Annotated in this window: 16 protein-coding genes and 1 tRNA gene; 11 read left to right on the top strand and 6 right to left on the bottom strand. The window is 67.9% G+C overall.

The annotated features are described in order from the left end of the window. Positions 1-20 precede the first annotated feature (20 nt). From AC1Z3O_RS13825 to trxB, 3 genes are all read right to left on the bottom strand, one after another. Positions 21-608 carry a trimeric intracellular cation channel family protein gene (locus AC1Z3O_RS13825; protein ID WP_483517599.1) on the bottom strand — a complete coding sequence of 196 codons (588 nt, stop codon included), beginning with the start codon at positions 606-608 and terminating at the stop codon, positions 21-23. Positions 609-734: 126 nt separating this feature from the next. Next, a complete protein-coding gene (locus AC1Z3O_RS13820) occupies positions 735-1,409 on the bottom strand; it encodes a Smr/MutS family protein (protein ID WP_483516281.1) in 675 nt (224 codons plus the stop codon). Positions 1,410-1,735: 326 nt separating this feature from the next. Further along, complete coding sequence (gene trxB / locus AC1Z3O_RS13815) at positions 1,736-2,683, bottom strand: thioredoxin-disulfide reductase (RefSeq protein WP_483516280.1); 948 nt, start codon at positions 2,681-2,683, stop codon at positions 1,736-1,738. Positions 2,684-2,852: 169 nt separating this feature from the next. Between trxB and AC1Z3O_RS13810 the strand changes: the two genes are divergently transcribed. The 3 genes from AC1Z3O_RS13810 to AC1Z3O_RS13800 all read left to right on the top strand — a co-directional run bounded on the left by AC1Z3O_RS13810 (position 2,853) and on the right by AC1Z3O_RS13800 (position 6,405). Then, the gene (locus tag AC1Z3O_RS13810) at positions 2,853-5,183 is read left to right on the top strand and encodes a DNA translocase FtsK (protein WP_483516279.1); all 2,331 of its coding nucleotides are present in this window, start codon (positions 2,853-2,855) and stop codon (positions 5,181-5,183) included. Positions 5,184-5,341: 158 nt separating this feature from the next. Beyond that, positions 5,342-6,001, top strand: coding sequence for an outer membrane lipoprotein chaperone LolA (gene lolA, locus AC1Z3O_RS13805; protein WP_483516278.1), 660 nt, complete (start codon positions 5,342-5,344; stop codon positions 5,999-6,001). An 8-nt stretch (positions 6,002-6,009) separates the two neighbouring features. Beyond that, a complete protein-coding gene (locus AC1Z3O_RS13800) occupies positions 6,010-6,405 on the top strand; it encodes a hypothetical protein (RefSeq protein WP_483516277.1) in 396 nt (131 codons plus the stop codon). Positions 6,406-6,456: 51 nt separating this feature from the next. On the opposite strand, the gene AC1Z3O_RS13795 is transcribed toward AC1Z3O_RS13800, so the two are convergent. Beyond that, the gene (locus AC1Z3O_RS13795) at positions 6,457-7,077 is read right to left on the bottom strand and encodes a hypothetical protein (protein ID WP_483516276.1); all 621 of its coding nucleotides are present in this window, start codon (positions 7,075-7,077) and stop codon (positions 6,457-6,459) included. Between the two features lie 380 nt (positions 7,078-7,457). Here AC1Z3O_RS13795 and AC1Z3O_RS13790 point away from each other — a divergent pair, with 380 nt between their 5' ends. The 4 genes from AC1Z3O_RS13790 (at position 7,458) to AC1Z3O_RS13775 (ending at position 11,627) form a co-directional block, all read left to right on the top strand. Then, positions 7,458-8,552, top strand: a complete 1,095-nt coding sequence (locus AC1Z3O_RS13790; protein WP_483516275.1) for a TRAP transporter substrate-binding protein — start codon at positions 7,458-7,460, stop codon at positions 8,550-8,552. Positions 8,553-8,627: 75 nt separating this feature from the next. Further along, complete coding sequence (locus AC1Z3O_RS13785; RefSeq protein ID WP_483516274.1) at positions 8,628-10,037, top strand: replication-associated recombination protein A; 1,410 nt, start codon at positions 8,628-8,630, stop codon at positions 10,035-10,037. A gap of 106 nt (positions 10,038-10,143) precedes the next feature. Further along, a complete protein-coding gene (gene serS / locus AC1Z3O_RS13780) occupies positions 10,144-11,457 on the top strand; it encodes a serine--tRNA ligase (RefSeq protein WP_483516273.1) in 1,314 nt (437 codons plus the stop codon). Positions 11,458-11,537: 80 nt separating this feature from the next. Then, a tRNA-Ser gene (locus AC1Z3O_RS13775) sits at positions 11,538-11,627 on the top strand. Positions 11,628-12,201: 574 nt separating this feature from the next. Here the strand turns inward: AC1Z3O_RS13775 and AC1Z3O_RS13770 are convergent. Then, positions 12,202-12,504: a hypothetical protein gene (locus tag AC1Z3O_RS13770; RefSeq protein WP_483516272.1), complete on the bottom strand. Its 303-nt coding sequence runs from the start codon at positions 12,502-12,504 to the stop codon at positions 12,202-12,204. Positions 12,505-12,563: 59 nt separating this feature from the next. Here AC1Z3O_RS13770 and AC1Z3O_RS13765 point away from each other — a divergent pair, with 59 nt between their 5' ends. From AC1Z3O_RS13765 to AC1Z3O_RS13750, 4 genes are all read left to right on the top strand, one after another. Beyond that, positions 12,564-14,000, top strand: coding sequence for a saccharopine dehydrogenase NADP-binding domain-containing protein (locus AC1Z3O_RS13765; protein WP_483516271.1), 1,437 nt, complete (start codon positions 12,564-12,566; stop codon positions 13,998-14,000). After that, complete coding sequence (locus AC1Z3O_RS13760; protein ID WP_483516270.1) at positions 13,997-15,169, top strand: glutathionylspermidine synthase family protein; 1,173 nt, start codon at positions 13,997-13,999, stop codon at positions 15,167-15,169. Before AC1Z3O_RS13765 ends, AC1Z3O_RS13760 begins: the two co-directional genes overlap by 4 nt. 5 nt (positions 15,170-15,174) lie before the next feature. After that, the gene (locus AC1Z3O_RS13755; protein ID WP_483516269.1) at positions 15,175-15,921 is read left to right on the top strand and encodes a hypothetical protein; all 747 of its coding nucleotides are present in this window, start codon (positions 15,175-15,177) and stop codon (positions 15,919-15,921) included. A 79-nt stretch (positions 15,922-16,000) separates the two neighbouring features. Beyond that, entirely contained in the window at positions 16,001-16,399 is a 399-nt protein-coding gene (locus tag AC1Z3O_RS13750) for a DUF350 domain-containing protein (RefSeq protein ID WP_483516268.1), read from the top strand. 51 nt (positions 16,400-16,450) lie between these two features. Here the strand turns inward: AC1Z3O_RS13750 and paeA are convergent, their stop codons facing one another. Then, positions 16,451-17,752, bottom strand: coding sequence for a polyamine export protein PaeA (gene paeA, locus AC1Z3O_RS13745; RefSeq protein WP_483516267.1), 1,302 nt, complete (start codon positions 17,750-17,752; stop codon positions 16,451-16,453). Positions 17,753-18,082: the final 330 nt, after the last annotated feature.

Genomic DNA, 18,082 nt, shown 5'->3' with positions numbered 1-18,082 from the left:
GCGGCGCGCTGGCGCCGGGCTCAGCCCGGCAGCTTCCAGCCGAGCCAGACAGAGAGCAGGCGCATGATGGTGGCGGTCAGCGCGCCGGAGAGCAGCGCCACCTCCTGCTGGGTATCCAGCCAGGTCAGTCCCAGGTAGACCCAGCAGCCGGCGAAGGCGCAGGTGGCGTAGGGAACGCGGTCGCGCAGGATCATCGGCATCTCGTTGCACAGCACGTCGCGCACCACGCCGCCGAACACCGAGGAGATGATCCCCATCATCACCGCCACGAAGGCGGGCATCTGCGCCACCAGCGCGAGCGAGGTGCCCGTCACGGCGAACAGTCCCAGCCCGATCGCGTCAGCGATCAGCATGGTGCGGTCCGAGGCCACGCGGCTCACCACGCGGAACACGAAGGACGCGCCGATCGACATCACGAAGATCAGGATCACGTAGCCCTGGTGGTCGACCCAGTAGAAGGGCCGCCGGTCCAACAGCACGTCGCGCACCGTACCGCCGCCGAAGGCGGTGGCGAAGGCCACCACGAAGGTGCCGACCGCATCGAAGCGCTGCTTGCGCGCATCTACGACACCCGCCACCGCGAACGACAGCACGCCGATCACCTCCATCACGTGGAGGATCAGCGGCAGGCGGCCGAACAGCGCGTCGAAGTGGGGGACCAGAAAGGGCGACAAGGGTGGATGCGGGCGGGTTGCGGTGGAGGCGGGCCGGGCAGGGCGCCGATCAGGCGCCGATCAGGCGCGGGGCTGGCGCAGCAGCACCATCAGGGCGCCCTCGCCGCCCTCGGCGCCGCGTGCCTGCACGAAGGCGATCACCTCGTCCTTCTGCACCAGCCAGCTGCGCACCTTGCCCTTGAGCACCGGCAGCTTGTCGGGCGAGCCGATGCCCTTGCCGTGGATCACGCGCACGCAGCGCACACCGCGCCGCACCGAACGGCGCAGAAACTCGGACAGCGCCTCGCGCGCCTCTTCGCTGCGCAGGCCATGCAGGTCGAGCTTGTCCTGCGGCACCCATTCGCCGCGGCGCAATTTCTTGACCACATCCATGCCGATGCCGGGACGGCGGAAGGACAGGGACTCGTCGGTGTCGAGCAGGTTCTCGACGTCGAATTCGTCCGACAGCGAGGCGGCCAGCGTTTCCTGGTCGTTGCGCAGCGTCTGCACGGGGACCGGCGCCGGCTTGCCGGCCGCCGGCTCGACTCTGTTGCGGTCGCGCAGCGCGCTGACCTGGCCCACCGAACTGCGGAAGACATTGGCCTCGTCGCGTGCGCGCTGCGCCGCCTGTTCGGCCGCCAGGCGCTCGGCCTCGCGGCGCTCGGTGTCGGCCTTGAGCCGCTTGCGCAGATTGCCCAGGTCGGCCAGGCCGAGGCGGGCGGAAGAAGGGGAATCGGGTTTGGCGCCGTGCTTCATGGCAGTCTCCGTGGGGCAGGCGTCATTATAAATTCGGTGGGGCCGGGGGTGGCGGCGGGGGCTGGCGAACGGCGACGTGCTGGACAACACCGGTGGCTTCGTCCTGGCGCTGGCGTGCTGGATCACACCGACGGCTTCGTTTGTAAGTGGCGCCTTGCTAGACCACCCCTCTCCCCAACCCTCTCCCCCTGAGGGGAGAGGGAGCCAAGACATTATGCTTGGCCGGCGGTGTTGGCGTATCGTGCGGCGCCAGCGCGCAAGAAGAAAGGGCGCCGGAGCGCCCCTTGCATGCCTCGGCAGGCGCCTGCGGCGCGCCGGCCTTCGCCTTACTTCAGCGCTTCCACGTAGCGCTGCGCATCCAGCGCGGCCATGCAGCCCGTGCCGGCGCTGGTGATGGCCTGACGGTAGATGTGGTCCTGCACGTCGCCGGCAGCGAACACGCCGGGGATGCTGGTGGCGGTGGCGTCGCCCTGCAGGCCCGTCTTGGTGACGATGTAGCCGTTGTGCATCTCCAGCTGGCCTTCGAACAGGTCGGTATTGGGCTTGTGGCCGATAGCGATGAACACGCCGGACAGCTTCAGCTCCTCGACCGTGTCGGTCTGCACATTGCGCAGCTTGAGGCCGGTCACGCCCGAGTCGTCGCCCACCACTTCGTCGAGCACCGAGTTCCAGCGGATCTCGATGCGGCCTTCCTTCTCGCGCGCCAGCAGGCGGTCGACCAGGATCGGCTCGGCGCGGAACTTGTCGCGGCGGTGGATCACCGTCACCTTGCTGGCGATATGCGACAGGTAGAGGGCTTCCTCGACAGCGGTGTTGCCGCCGCCGACCACCGCGACTTCCTGGTTCTTGTAGAAGAAGCCGTCGCAGGTGGCGCAGGCCGAAACACCGCGGCCCATGAAATTCTCTTCCGAGGGCAGGCCGAGATACTGGGCCGAGGCGCCGGTGGCGATGATCAGTGAATCGCAGGTGTACTCGCCGGCATCGCCGACGAGGCGGATCGGACGCTCGGTCAGCTTGGCCGTATGGATATGATCGAAGATGATCTCGGTGTTGAAGCGCTCAGCGTGCTCCAGGAAGCGCTGCATCAGTTCGGGACCCTGCACGCCCTTGGCATCCGCCGGCCAGTTTTCCACATCGGTGGTCGTCATCAGCTGGCCGCCCTGGGCCAGGCCGGTGATCAGCACCGGCTCCAGGTTGGCGCGAGCCGCGTAGACGGCGGCGGTGTAACCGGCGGGACCGGACCCGAGAATGAGCACTTTTGCGTGTTTGGCCATGATGCAATCCAGTGTCCGGTGCGCCTGCGGGCGCACCGGTATCGGTCAAAACCGACATTATAAGTGGAGGCGCGTTTGCCCACTGTTGCAATTTCCAATGGGAACGATAGTGCGCGCCAAGGTTAAAATGGCCGCCATCCGTCAATTTGCAAGACCACCCGAATCACGCATGGCACGAGCCACCACTACGACCCGCACCGACCCGTCCGCGCTGCCTTCCCGCATCGGCAAGCTGCTTGGCGAGGTGCGCTGGTTCCTGCTGCTTGCCGTCACGCTGGCCTTCGTCTGCATGCTGGCCAGCTACAGCAAGTCCGACCCGGGCTGGTCGCACGCCAACCAGGTCGCGGACATCCACAATCTGGGCGGACGCGTCGGCGCATGGCTGGCCGACGTGCTGTTCTTCATCTTCGGCTTTTCCGCCTACTGGTGGGCGGTGCTGCTGGTGCGGCGCTGCTGGCGCGGCTGGCGCACGCTCACCGACGAGCTGCCCCAGCGCCAGGCAGAAGGGCGCCAGGGCATGGTGGTGAGCTGGATCGGCTTCGCCCTGACGCTGTTGTCCAGCATGGGCCTGGAGGCGATCCGCATGTATCCGCTGCGCGCCGCGCTGCCGCGCGCGCCGGGCGGCGTGCTGGGCGACCTGCTGGGCGGCTGGATGCAGATGGCGCTGGGGTTCACCGGCGCCACCCTGCTGTTGCTGATGCTGTTTGCCATCGGCCTGTCGCTGTTCTTCCACTTTTCCTGGCTGTCGGTGGCCGAGCACATCGGCGGCTTCGTCGAGGGCCTCTTCCTCGGCTTCAAGGCGCGCCGCGAAAGCAAGCAGGACCGCATCATCGGCGCCGCCGCCAAGGTCGAGCGCACCGAGACGGTCGAGGTGCAGCGCGTGAAAATCGAAGAGGCGCCGCCGGTGCAGATCGTGCGCCCGCAGGCCGTGCCCAAGTCCGAGCGCGTCGAGCGCGAGAAGCAGCAGCCGCTCTTCGCCGACATCCAGGATTCCGACCTGCCGCCGCTGTCGCTGCTCGACCCGATCCCGCCGCTCCAGGAAACCGTCAGCGCCGAGACGCTGGAATACACCTCGCGCCTGATCGAGAAGAAGCTCAAGGACTTCGGCGTCGAGGTCAAGGTGGTGGCGGCCTATCCGGGCCCGGTCATCACCCGCTACGAGATCGAGCCGGCCACCGGCGTCAAGGGCAGCCAGGTGGTCAACCTGGCCAAGGACCTGGCGCGCTCGCTGTCGCTGGTCTCGATCCGCGTGGTCGAGACCATCCCCGGCAAGAACTACATGGGCCTGGAACTGCCCAACCCGAAGCGTCAGGCGGTACGGCTGTCCGAGATCCTGGGCTCGCAGGTCTACAACGAAAGCACCTCGCAGCTCACCATGGCGCTGGGCAAGGACATCGCCGGCAAGCCGATGGTGGCCGACCTGGCGCGCATGCCCCACTGCATGGTGGCCGGCACCACCGGCTCGGGCAAGTCGGTCGGCATCAACGCGATGATCCTGTCGCTGCTGTACAAGGCCAAGGCCGATGCCGTGCGGCTGATCCTGATTGACCCCAAGATGCTCGAAATGAGCGTCTACGAGGGCATTCCCCATCTGCTGTGCCCGGTGGTCACCGACATGCGCCAGGCCGGCAACGCGCTGAACTGGGCGGTGGGCGAGATGGAGCGGCGCTACAAGCTGATGAGCAAGCTGGGCGTGCGCAACCTGGCCGGCTACAACAAGAAGATCGACGAGGCGGCGGCGCGCGAGGAGAAGCTCCCCAATCCGTTCAGCCTGACGCCGGATGCGCCCGAGCCGCTTGAGAAGCTGCCGGTCATTGTCATCGTCATCGACGAGTTGGCCGACCTGATGATGGTGGTCGGCAAGAAGGTCGAGGAACTGATCGCCCGCATCGCGCAGAAGGCGCGTGCCGCCGGCCTGCACCTAGTGCTGGCCACGCAGCGCCCCTCGGTGGACGTCATCACCGGCCTGATCAAGGCCAACGTGCCCACCCGCATCTCTTTCCAGGTCAGCAGCAAGATCGACTCGCGCACCATCCTGGATCAGCAGGGCGCCGAGGCGCTGCTGGGCATGGGCGACATGCTCTACCTGGCGCCGGGCACCGGCATGCCGGTGCGCGTGCACGGGGCCTTCGTCTCGGATGACGAGGTGCACCGCGTGGTGGAGAAGCTCAAGGAAGCCGGCGAGCCCAACTATATCGAGGGCATCCTCGAAGGCGGCCTGGCCGAGGATGGCGGCGGCGACGGTCTCGGCGGCGGCGCGGGCATTGTCGGCGGTGGTGGCGGCGAGGCCGACCCGCTGTACGACCAGGCGGTCGAGGTGGTGCTGAAGAACCGCCGTGCCTCCATCTCGCTGGTGCAGCGTCACCTGCGCATCGGCTACAACCGCGCCGCGCGCTTGCTCGAAGACATGGAGAAGGCCGGCCTGGTCTCGGCCATGTCGGGCAACGGCAACCGCGACATCCTGGCTCAGGGTGGCGGCGCCGGGCGCGAAGAGGAGTGAGCGCCGCCCGCGTAACATCGGCTTACGACTCGGCCGGAATCCTGGTTCCGGCCACGGCTCTAAGCACACAGGCGCGGCGCGGCCGCGCCCTGCCATGGCCCGCCGCACGCGCCCTCCCGGCAGCGGCGGGAAACCGAAGAACGCAAGGAAGCGACCTCATGCAAACTAGGCGTTTTGCGCAGGCCCGCCGCCATCTGGCGCGGACCTTCGCCGTGCTGGCCCTGCTGGCGCCGGCGCTGCCGGCGGCACATGCCGCCGCCACCGACCAGCTGCAAACCTTTGTCTCCACCGTCAAGACCGCCCGCGGCGCGTTCACGCAGCGGCAGGTCAAGGGGCAGGGGGACACCCTGAAGGTGACCGGCAATTCCAGCGGCAGCTTTGCCTTTTCCCGCCCCGGCAAGTTCACCTGGCGCTATGAGAAGCCCTACGAGCAGTTGCTGCAGGCCGATGGCCAGACGCTCTTCATCTATGACAAGGACCTGAACCAGGTCACCGAGCGCAAGCTCGACGCCGCGCTCGGCTCCAGCCCGGCCGCCATCCTGTTCGGCAGCAATGACCTGGAGAAGAACTTCGTGGTCAAGAACGGGCCCACGCGCGATGGCGTGGAGTGGCTCGAGCTGACGCCCAAGGCCAAGGACACGCAGTTCGAGCGCATCGGCATCGGCTTCAAGGGCGGCAATCTCGAAGCGATGGAGCTGCGCGACGCCTTCGGCAACACCACGCTGCTGAGCTTCTCCGCGATGCAGAAGAACCCGGTGCTGCCGGCCGACACCTTCCACTTCACGGTGCCCAAGGGTGCCGATGTGATGAAGCAATGAGGCCACCCATGCTAGCGAATGCCATGCGCCGGCTGGCGCGCACCGCAGCGGCCGTTGCGCTGCTCGGACTGGCCGCCTGCGCAACGCAGGGCGCGCGGCAGTTCGATGTCGACGCCTTCCTGCGCGCCTCCGACACGGCCCTGCCTGAGGTGCTGGCCAACCGCGACTTCCTGGCGGCGACGCGTGTGTCGGCGAACGATTGCGCGGTGATGCTGCAGTCGACCGGCAGCGGCGTGCTCGAGGACCTGCCTGCGGCCGGGGGCGGGCCCGCCTGGCTGCTGCACCCCGCCGGCGATTCGTCTCGCGTCTGGCTGGTGCTGGGCCAGCCAAACGGCTCGCGCACCTGCCACGGGCCGCTGCCGGCCGACGCGATGCGCGTGCTGGCTGAACGCGCTCGTCAGTAGGTCGTCAACCCGGTCGCGAACCCGTTCACCGCCCCGGTCGCCGCCGGGCGGCTACTTGCCCGCGGCGCGCTTGGCCGCCTTGGTGATCTTCAGCACGCCCTCGGGGGGCGGCAGCGGCCGGTAGGTCAGCCGTACGCTGCTGTCCAGCCTGCGCGCCGCCATGCGGCGATGCTGCTCCCGCCGCACCATATTGATATGGCCCACCGTGCCGCTGGCATATCCGGCCGTGGGGGAGAGCCCCAGCCTGCTGTTGGCCTCGGCCGCGCTCTTCTTCAGTAGCGCGTCCAGGGCCTGGCGGGCGCGCACCTGGGCCTGCAAGGGGGCGTCGTTGGGGAAGGAGCGTGCGCGCTCTGCATCCCGCGGCAGCTGGAGGCCGCCGGCCAGCCGGCGCAGCGCCGCGCGCAGCTCGGCGCCGTCGAACCCGCTCTCAGCAATCACCCAGGCCGCATCGTGGCGCAGCCAAGGCTCCTGGTCGACCAGCCGGCGCAGCAGCGCCGCCGGCAGGCCAGGGCAATCGAAGCAGCGCGCACGCCGCACCGCGTTCATGGCGATGCGGCGCACCTGGGGGTGCTCATGGCCCATCAGCTCGTCCACCACCCGCTGCGTGACATGCGGCCGATGCATCATCTCCGCCAACTGCCCGGCGAGGGCGATCTCGTCGACGGCGGTCATCCGGCCCCGGCTTGTCAGCCTGGACATCCTGAACAACAACATGTGGTAGGACAGCAGCATAGGTTTCTTGGGCGATAAGGCGGTGAAGGCCTTGGGGCGTGGCTGCGGCGCCGTGACGACGATGCACAGCATGGGTGGTACGTATATCGGCCGGCATGGCCTCTGCTTGAAGTGATGTTCGCAGCGCCGCATCGAATTGGGGCGACAGCGTGCTGCGGGCGCCACATTTCGGTGTCTTCGCGGCGCGCTTGCACGATGTGCTCGGGTGCATGGCTCCGGCTCGCGGCGCTGGCTGCCAGTCCATATAATGCGGGGCGTCCCCGCCCTTATCTCCGAACCAGGCCGGACCGGTGTTCCCGTTCAATCTCCAGGATGTCAAGATGAATCGCCCCACCACGCGCCCGGCCGTGCACGCGCAGCGGCGCCGCCTGCTGCAGGGCCTGCTGATCGCCGCGTTCGCTTCGCTCGGCAATGCGGCGCCGGCGCGGGAGCAGCCTGCGTCCGCGCCGGCATCCGCATCCGCAGCCGCAGCCGCGCCCGCAACTGCACCAGTGACCTGGCGCATGGCTACGGAATATCCGGCCAGCGCGATGCCCGGCGAGGGCCTGTCGACCTTTGCCGAGGAGGTCAAGGCACGCTCCGGCGGCACGCTGGTGGTGTCGCCTTCCTATGACGCCGGTGCCGGCATCAAGTCGGCGCAGATGCCGGCCGCGGTCCGGGAAGGGAGAGTCGAGGGCGGCGACGCATTCGCGGGCGCGCTGGGCGAGATCGATCCGATCTTCCTGCTGTCCTCCTTGCCCTTCGTCGCCACGTCGCTGGAGTCGGCGCGCCGGCTGGCCGAGCTGGCGCGCGCCGACTACGTGCGCGCTTTTGCCGCACAGGGGCAGCGTCTGCTCTATATCACGCCCTGGCCGCCTACCGGCCTGTGGTCGCGCGTGCCGCTGGCCAGGCTGGACGACCTGCGCGCCATGACCGTGCGCACCTATGACGAGACTTCGACCGAAGTGATGCGCGCCGCCGGCGCGCACGCGATCGACCTGTCGTTCTCCGATGCGATGCCGCGCTTGCGCGACGGCTCGGTCAATGCCGCCTTGTCCTCGGGCGATGGCGGTGCCGGACGCAAGCTGTGGACGTTCCTGCCGAACTTCACCGCCATCGATTACGCCATGCCGCTGTCGTTCACCACGGTCAGCAATGCGGCCTACGCCGGGCTGACGCCCGCGCAGCGCGAGGCGGTCGACGCCGCCGCGCAGGCGACCGAGCAGCGCCAGTGGGCACGCCTGTCCACGCGCATCGCCGAGAATGCGGCGCACATGATGGAAAACGGCGTGACCGTGCGCGGCGAGGCGGCGCCCGCCGTGCGCGAGGCGCTGCGCGCGGCGGGCGCCAGCGCGGTGTCGGCCTGGCGCACCCGCGTGGGCAAGTCTGGCGCGGCCATTCTCGACGCATTCGAGGCCAGCGGCGGGGCCCGCTAGACGAAGTGCCTGCCCGGATGGTCTACACTGTGGGGCCGCGCGCCGCCTGCCGGCGCGCGCCCTGATAGAGAAGGCATGACAACCGTGGCGGACACGCTGTTTTCCGAACCCCCCGACCGCTCCAGCCAGCCGCTTGCCGAGCGGCTGCGCCCGCGCAATATCGACGAAGTCATCGGCCAGCAGCACCTGCTCGGGCCGGGCAAGCCGCTGCGCGTGGCCTTCGCCTCGGGCGAGCCGCATTCGATGATCCTGTGGGGGCCGCCCGGCGTGGGCAAGACCACGCTGGCCAGGCTGATGGCCGATGCCTTCGATGCGGAGTTCATCGCGCTGTCGGCGGTGCTGTCCGGCGTCAAGGACATCCGCGAGGCCGTCGAGCGCGCCGAGCAGTACCGCGCCCATGGGCGCCGCACCCTGGTCTTCGTCGACGAGGTGCACCGCTTCAACAAGAGCCAGCAGGACGCCTTCCTGCCGCACGTGGAAAGCGGCCTGTTCACCTTCATCGGCGCCACCACCGAGAACCCGTCCTTCGAAGTCAACGGCGCGCTGCTGTCGCGCGCGGCCGTCTACGTGCTCAAGAGCCTGGACGAGGCCGAGCTGGCGCAGCTGGCAGGGCGCGCCAGCGAGGAGCTCGGCGGCCTGCGCTGGGACGACGAGGCGCTCAAGCTGATCGTGGCCTCCGCCGACGGCGACGGGCGCAAGCTGCTCAACAATATCGAGATCGTCTCGCGCGCGGCGCGCAGCGCGGGCCAGGACAAGATCGACACGGCGCTGCTGGGCAGCGCGCTGTCGGAGAACCTGCGCCGCTTCGACAAGGGCGGCGACGCCTTCTATGACCAGATCAGCGCGCTGCACAAGTCCGTGCGCGGCTCGGATCCAGACGCCGCGCTGTATTGGTTCTGCCGCATGATCGACGGCGGCGCGGACGCGCGCTACCTGGCCCGCCGCATCGTGCGCATGGCGTGGGAAGACATCGGCCTGGCCGATCCGCGCGCGGCGCGCATCACGCTCGACGCCGCCGAAACCTACGAGCGCCTCGGCTCGCCCGAGGGCGAGCTGGCGCTGGCGCAGGCGCTCGTCTACCTGGCCGTGGCACCCAAGTCGAATGCCGGCTACAACGCCTACAACGCGGCGCGTGCCTTCGTCTCGAAGGACAAGTCGCGCCCGGTGCCGGTGCACCTGCGCAATGCGCCGACCCGCTTGATGAAGGAGCTGGGTTACGGCCACGCCTATCGCTATGCGCACGACGAGCCGGAGGCCTATGCCGCCGGCGAGCACTACTTTCCCGACGACCTGCGGCCGCAGGGCTGGTACCAGCCGACGCCGCGCGGGCTGGAGGGCAAGATCGGCGACAAGCTGCGCCACCTGCGCGATCTCGATGCCGCCTGGCACCGGCGGCAGAAAGCCGAGGGCGCAGGGAAGGCCGAGAGGGCGGAGCCGTCCGCCAAGGCTTCCGGGACCGACCCGGGGGACAAGTCCGGCCATTGAGCAGCACCGCGACCCCGCAGGTTCAGCCAGGCTGGGGCCGCCGCTGAAGTAAAATAGCGGGTCCGCCGGCATGTCGCCGGCTCCGCACTTCCCCATTTTCCGCAACATGCTCGACATCCAGCTGTTCCGCAAAGACATCGACGCCGTGGCCCAGCGCCTCGCCACGCGCGGCTTCCAACTCGACGTAGCCGCCTTCCAGGCCCTCGAAGCCGAGCGCAAGCAACTGCAGACCCAGACCGAGGAACTGCAGGCGCGGCGCAACAGCCTCTCCAAGCAGATCGGCATGCTCAAGGGCAAGGGCGAGGACACCAGCGCGGTGATGGCCGAGGTCGGCGGCATCGGCGACACGCTCAAGGCATCGGCCGCGCGCCTCGAGGAGATCCAGGCCCACTTGTCGGAACTGATGCTGTCGATCCCCAACCTGCCGCACGAGAGCGTGCCGGTCGGCAACGACGAGAACGGCAACGTGGAAGTGCGCCGCGTCGGCACGCCGCGCAGCTTCGATTTCGAGGTCAAGGACCACGTCGACGTAGGCGCGCGTCTCGGCCTGGACTTCGACACCGCGGTCAAGGTCACCGGCTCGCGCTTCACCATGCTGCGCGGCGGCGTGGCGCGCCTGCACCGCGCGCTGGCCCAGCTGATGCTCGATACCCATACCCTCGAGCACGGCTACACCGAGACGTACGTGCCCTACATCGTCAACGCCGCGTCGATGCGCGGCACCGGCCAGCTGCCCAAGTTCGAGGAAGACCTCTTCAAGGTGCCGCGCAAGGTCGGCGGCGAGACCGAGGAGGGCGGCGAGCGCATCGAGAACTTCTACCTGGTCCCGACCGCCGAGGTGCCGCTGACCAACATCATGCGCGACGCCATCGTCGCGGCCGACAAGCTGCCGCTGCGCTTCGTTGCCCATACGCCGTGCTTCCGCTCGGAAGCCGGTTCCTACGGCAAGGACACGCGCGGCATGATCCGCCAGCACCAGTTCGACAAGGTGGAACTGGTGCAGATCGTGCCGGCCGAGCACTCCTTCGACGCGCTGGAGCAGCTCGTCGGCCACGCCGAGGCCATCCTGAAGAAGCTGGAACTGCCGTTCCGCACCGTCGTGCTGTGCACCGGCGACATGGGCTTCGGCAGCACCAAGACCTACGACCTCGAAGTGTGGATCCCCGCGCAGAACACCTATCGCGAGATCAGCTCCTGCTCGAACATGGGTGATTTCCAGGCCCGCCGCATGCAGGCGCGCACGCGCAATGCGCAGGGCAAGCCCGAGCTGGTGCACACGCTGAATGGTTCGGGCCTGGCAGTCGGCCGTACCCTGGTGGCCATCCTGGAGAACTACCAGAACGCCGACGGCTCCGTCACCGTGCCGGCCGCGCTGCGCCCCTATATGGGTGGCATCGAGCGCCTGGAACCCGAGGCCTGAAATTTTCTGCCAAGGGGGCTTGCGGTGAAGCGGAGAGTATCGCTATAATCTTGTTCTTCGCCGCATGCGCCCAAGTTTCAGGAGAGGTGGCAGAGTGGTCGATTGTACCTGACTCGAAATCAGGCGTACGTGCAAGCGTACCGAGGGTTCGAATCCCTCCCTCTCCGCCAGTAGTAGAAGAGAACCCCGTAAGCTTAACGGCTTACGGGGTTTTTCTTTTGGGGCGTCGCGGCAGCACCATCGAGCCCCGATCGGGGCGCCCGAAACTCCCTCAGCGCACAAGCAGGGCGCACAAGCAGGGCGCACAAGCAGGGCGCGCAAGCAGCCCACAAGCAGCGATTCCCTCGTCAGGCGGCCCCCGCGTCGTTGGCTGGCGCGGCGGGCTTCGCATCGGTGAGGCGCATCCAGATTCGATAGGCTTTGTTGCCAATGCGTAGCGCGCCGGCCGGTCGCTATCACAGCGTCCTCCTCGCCATGCAGCAGGGCGGTATCTCTTATCAAGCTTATCAAGCCGATTGCGGCCTGCAGTGCTTGGCGAATTCCATAAAGGCAAGCCTGTTTATTCAATGCATGCGGAGCGCTTGCGCCTGGCATCCCCGATCCACATAGGCGGGGAGATTCGCGGTATCGGAGGCATTGGCAGCACCGGCATTGCCATCGATAGGCGAGCACGCGGCGCGGTCGCGCACATGCCGCTCCTGGCATGCCGGCGGCGCTTCCGGCCGCCCGCTTCGCTATCGTCCGCTACCCGTTCGCCTGCCAGCGAGTCATTTCCTCGGCGGACAGGCATGCGGCATCGATAGCCATTTTCGCTCGCTCGGCAAGGGTGCAATCCATTGCTGCTTCACGCGATCCAGGCAAACTGTAATCCGTCATGATCCGCGCGGATTTTGCTGCGGGATAACATCGATTTTTCATGATCCGGGCGGATTTTATTGCGTGATAACATCGGCTTTTTTTAAAAGCCCGTGGCGATTCCAGGCCTGCGACAGGCGCCTGGCGCGATCGCTGACGATAAGAAGAAGCGCTTTCCTGACGATGAAGCAAGACCGCTTATGCGCCCGGCGTCGTAGTGCCGGGCTCGATGCAATGAAACGCAACCAGGCATGCGAGGCTGCAGCGTGACGGTCGACACCATCGTCATGGTCGGCTTCGGCTGCGTCGGCCAGGCCGTGCTGCCCTTGCTGGAGCGGGCCTACCCGGACGCGCGCATCCTGGTCATCGAGAAGGACCTGGATGCGCCGCGCCGGGAACTGGTGGTCCGCCACCGTCTGCAAGCGGTCGAGGCGACCATCACGCCGGCGAACTACGCCGCCGTGCTCGGGCCGCTGCTCGGGCCGCAGGCCTGCCTCTTGAACCTGGCGCCGGCCGTGTGCAGCCGCGACCTGATTGCCCTGGCGCAAGCGCGCGGCGCTTGCTATCTCGATACCGGCATCGAGCCGTGGGACTATGCGCCAGGCCAGCCGCAGGCGCCGCTGGCCGAGTCGCCGCTGACCGGGTCGCCACTGACCAATTACGCGCTGCGGCAGCAGATGCTCGCATTCGCGCGTGGCCGCGAAACGTTGCCCACCGCGCTGGTGGCGCATGGCGCCAATCCCGGGCTGGTTTCCGGGCTGGTCAAGGCGGCGCTGCTCGAACTGGCAGGGCAGTGCGGCTTGCCCACGGCCGCGCCAGCGACGCGCGCCGGCTGGGCCTCGCTGGCGCGGGCGCTGGACGTGCGGGTGATCCAGGTGGCCGAGTACGATTCCCAGGCCGCGCCCGGCTTCCCCTTGGCGGGCGAGTTCGCCAATACATGGTCTGCCGAGGGCTTCATCACCGAATGTCTGCAGGACGCCGAGCTGGGCTGGGGCAGCCACGAGCGCGAGCTGCCGCCGGGCGGCTATCGCCAGGGAGCCGCCGCCATCGGGCTGGATCGCCCCGGCCACCGCACGCGCGTGCGCTCGTGGTCGCCGGTGCACGGTCCGTTCGACGCTTTCCTGATCACGCACAACGAGTCCATCTCGATCGCCGAGTTTCTCACCTGCGAGGCGCCAGGCCATTCGCCTTACCGGCCGACGGTCTACTATGCTTATCGTCCGAGCGATGCCACCTGCGCCTCAATGCAATGGCTGGACGACCGCAGCGCAGCGCGCGTGCATGGGCACCGCATCCTGCGCGAGGAGATCCAGGACGGCGAGGACGAGCTGGGCGTGCTGCTGATGAGCGGCCGCCATGGCCACGTCTGGTACGGCTCGCGGCTCAGCGCGCGGCACGCCCGCGCGCTGGCGCCCTACAACACGGCGACCAGCCTGCAGGTCGCATCGAGCCTGGTGGCGGGCATGCAGTGGGTGCTGGCCAATCCGGGGCGCGGGGTGGTCGAATCCGATGCGGTGGATTTCCACCTGTTGCTGGACGCCGCCGCCCACTGGTGGGCCCCGCTCGGCGCGCATTTCACCGACTGGCTGCCGCAAGCGGGCCGGCCGTGCCTGGCATTCGGCGATTTCCTGCTGGATGGCGCGTGCGACAGGTCCGCCCCCTCCTTGCATATGGAGCACTGCGCATGAAGCGCATTCCCCAGACACCCCGCCAGGACTGGCCCAGCGAACTGGAGCGCATCGGCTTCCACTTCCATTCGCTGGACGAATTCAACGTGCCCCGCAAGGTGGACGACCACACCTTCTTTTATTGGCGCGAGGACGTGGCCTACGCGTTCACTGCCGCGGAGGTCGAGACGCTCTATGCCGCCGCGCTGGACCTGAACCAGCGCTGCCTGGAGGCCGTGCAGCATGTGATCGACCACGACCTGTTCGCGCGCATGGCGATTCCCGCGGATCTGGCGCAACTGGTCCGCGTTTCCTGGGACCGCGATGAGCCGACGCTGTTCGGCCGCTTCGACATGACGCTGGATGCGGACGGCGTGCCGAAGATGTACGAGTTCAACGCGGACACGCCCACCTCGCTGATCGAATCCAGCATCGCGCAGTGGTACTGGAAGGCGGCGGTGCAGCCGCAGGCGGACCAGTTCAACAGCCTGCACGAATCCTTGGTGGCGCGCTGGCGATGGCTGCGCGATCACTATCGCAACGCCCGCCTGCTGCACTTCGCGTGCATGTTCGACAGCCAGGAAGACATCTGCAATGTGGAGTACCTGATGGACACCGCGCTGCAGGCTGGCTGGTCGGTCAAGCTGGTGGACCTGCAGGAGATCGGCTCCGATGGGCGCGGCGGCTTCTACGACGCCGACGACGAGCCGATGGAAGTCGTGTTCAAGCTGTATCCCTGGGAGTGGATGGCCACCTCCGACTATCGCGGCGAGTTGCTGGGCAGCCCGGTGCGCTGGGTCGAGCCGCCGTGGAAGGCCGTGCTGTCCAACAAGGCCATCCTGCCGATCCTGTGGGAGTTGTTTCCCGGGCATCCCAACCTGCTGGAGGCCGCCTTCGACGGCGGCGCCTTCGCGGGCCGGCCGCATGCGAAAAAGCCCTTCCTGTCGCGCGAGGGCGAGAGCGTGACGCTGGTGACACCGGCGGGCCGCGTGGACAACCCTGGCGAGTATGGCGCCGAAGGCTTCATCTACCAGGCCTACGCGCCGGCGCGGCAGTTCGACGGCCGCTTCACCACGCTCGGTGTGTGGATCGTGGACGACGCGCCCTGCGGCCTGTGCGTGCGCGAGGAGTCGGGTCCTATCGCCAAGAACACCAGTTTCTTCGTTCCACATTATTTCCTTCACGGGTAGGGTAAATGGCCACAAAGAAGAAGGGCGGACGCCAGCCGTCGAAGTACGACAGCCCTTACCAGCCCAAGCCGAGCGGTGCCACCGGGCCGGCACGTGCGCGGCCGGTCTATTCAGCCGGCGCGGGCCAGGGCAAGCAGGGGTCGCCGGCGTTGTGGATCATCGGCGCTTGCGCCGTGGTGGCCGGCGTGGCGGCGCTGGGCTCGTGCAGCGACGATGCCGACGACGATCCCGGCGTCACGGTGCGGCGCGCCAGCTACGCCTCGCTGGCCGATTGCGAGGCTGACTGGGAAACGAGCAACGACTGCGAGAGCGTGCCGCTCGAGAGCGCGCGCAGCGTCGACAGCAGCGCGCTCGACGCGCCCGCCAGCGAGGCGCGCGCCGCCGGCGGCGGCACGGCGTCGGGCGGCGGCTCGCACGCCTACTTCCCACGCTGGTACGGCCCGTACTACACCGAAAGCGGCACCGTCTACCATGCGGATGGCACGCAGACTCGGCGCGACATGTCCGCCGCGCCCGCGCGGCCGATGCTGGCGTATGACGGCGATGGCCGGATGTCGCCGGGCGGCTGGGCCGGCGCCACGCCGCGCGCCGCCATGGTGGAGGAGGCCACGGTGCGCCGCAGCGCGCTGGGGCGCGGGCGTTCCATGGGGCTGTCGATGCGCACAGCGGCCGCCACACGGGCGCCGGTGGTTTCGCGCGGCGGCTTTGCCAGCCGCTTTGGCGGCGGCTCCGGCCGGTCCGGCGGCGGCTGATGGCGCTTGCCTGCCGTCCGCCGGCTCATCGCGCTGGCCTTGCCCATCTCATCCCGATCACAGTGACCTGTCGATTCCCATGCTCAGCTCCATGCACCCGGCACTTGCCTACCTGATCTACGTCGTCTCCAGCTTCGCTCTGCTGGGGCTGTTCCTGCTGGTCTACACGCGCGTGACGCCGCACCGCGAATTCCAGCTGATCCGCGCGGGCAACGTCGCCGCCGCACTGTCGCTCGGCGGCGCGGTGCTGGGCTTCTCGCTCACCCTGTCGTCGAGCATCCAGCACAATGCTTCCTTCAGCATGTTCTTGCTGTGGGCGCTTGGGGCGTTTGCGGTGCAGGTCCTGACCTACCTGGCCGTCGCCGCGGCACTGCGCAATGTGAGCGCGGCCATCTCCGAGGACAACCGCGGCATGGGGCTGCTGATGGGCGTGATCTCGCTGGCGGCGGGGGTGGTGAACGCGGCGTGCCTGAGCTGACGCGGCGCGCGTAGCAGCCGATCGGTCCCTGGCCGCCGGCCCGGCCCCGTCCTACTCGCCGGTGAGCGCGGCCTGCGGCAGCCGCGAGACCAGCAACTGGTCGATCTTGTGGTGGTCGATGTCGACCACTTCGAGGCGGTAGCCTTCCACCTCGATGAACTCGGATTTCTTCGGGATGCGCTTGAGGGTGTAGATCACCAGGCCGCCTGCCGTGTCGACGTAGTCCTCGCCCGGCAGTGTTTCCAGGTCCAGCGCCTTCTTCAGGTCGACCAGCGGCGTCAGGCCGTCCACCAGCCAGGAGTTGTCGTCGCGGCGCACGATCTGCTCGTCCTCGCTGGAATAGAGGATATTGCCCATCAGCGCGCCGACGATGTCGTCGAGGGTGACGACGCCCACCACCAGCCCGTACTCGTTCATCACCACGGCGAAGCCCTGGTGCATCTCGCGAAAGCGCGTGAGCGCCTCAGACAGGGTCAGGGTGTCGGGGATCACCAGCACGTTCTTGTCATGGCTCTTGGCGATATTGCCCAGCGGCGTGGCTTCGTCGGACAGCAGGCGCTGCATGATGTCCTTGGAGTCGATGTAGCCGACCAGGTCGTCAAGGTTGCTGCCGCACACGGGGTACTGCGCGTGCGGCTGGGTGACCAGCTTGCGGCGCACGCTCTCGGTGGCTTCGTCCAGCTCCAGGTAGACCACCTCTTCGCGCGGCGTCATGATGGCCGTCACGCTCTTGAGTTCGAGTTCGAACACGTTCTCGATCAGGTGGATCTCGTGCTTGTGCAGCACGCCGGCCTCGGCCCCGGCGTCCACCATGGCGGCGATGTCTTCCGAGGTGATCTGCTCGACCGGCTTGGTGGGCACGCCGAACAGCCGCAGCGCGGCATCGGCCGCGGCATTGAACAGGTAGACCAGCGGACGCAGCAGCTTGATCAGTGTCAGCATCGGCTCGATCACCACCAGTGCACAGGCCTCGGGGAATGTCATGGCGATGCGCTTGGGGATCAGGTCGGCAAACTGGATGAACAGCAGCGTGACGATCAGGAAGGAGCCGATGTTGGCGGCGCGCAGCGCGATCTCCGGCGCCATATAGGGCGACAGCGCGTCGAAGACCAGGTCGGAGACGTGCTTCTCGCCCAGGATACCTGCCAGGATGGCCACGCTGTTCACGCCGATCTGCACGATGGTGAAGAAGTTGCCGGGCTCCTCCTTGAGCAGCATGATCTTGGTCGCGCGGCTGTCGCCACGCTCGGAGAGCGTCTGCAGCTTGGTGCGTCGCGAGGCCGTCAACGCGATTTCCGAGATCGAGAAGAAGGCGCTGACGAGGACGAGAAGAAGCAGGATCAGGGCGAACATGATGAAAAAGGCACCAGAGGGCGTCTGCTGATGATGGTGCACGGCCTGCGTGGCTGTCAAATCGCCGCGACGTGCCGGATGGCGGGCGGGAACCGGCGCCGGTCGCCGTGCGGGCAAGACGTCCCGCGGCGTGTTCCCGCCGCCTCCTCGGCTGGTCTGGAAGCGGCGCATGCTGGTCGGCGGGCGTGCCGCGCGGCGTCCGGGTCGCATCCTGCAGCAGAGCATCCTAGAATGAAGCCACCTTGTCTTCGCATGCCGGTCGCCAGTGCATCGGCCGGCATGCGGCGCGCGACTCGCAAGCCGCTTTGGCAGAAGGGCAGAAGGGCAAAG

It is taken from the genome of Cupriavidus sp. 09_S30 (assembly GCF_056930435.1).
Note: the sequence above shows the minus strand (reverse complement) of the source record. Positions and strands in the feature narration are given on the sequence as shown.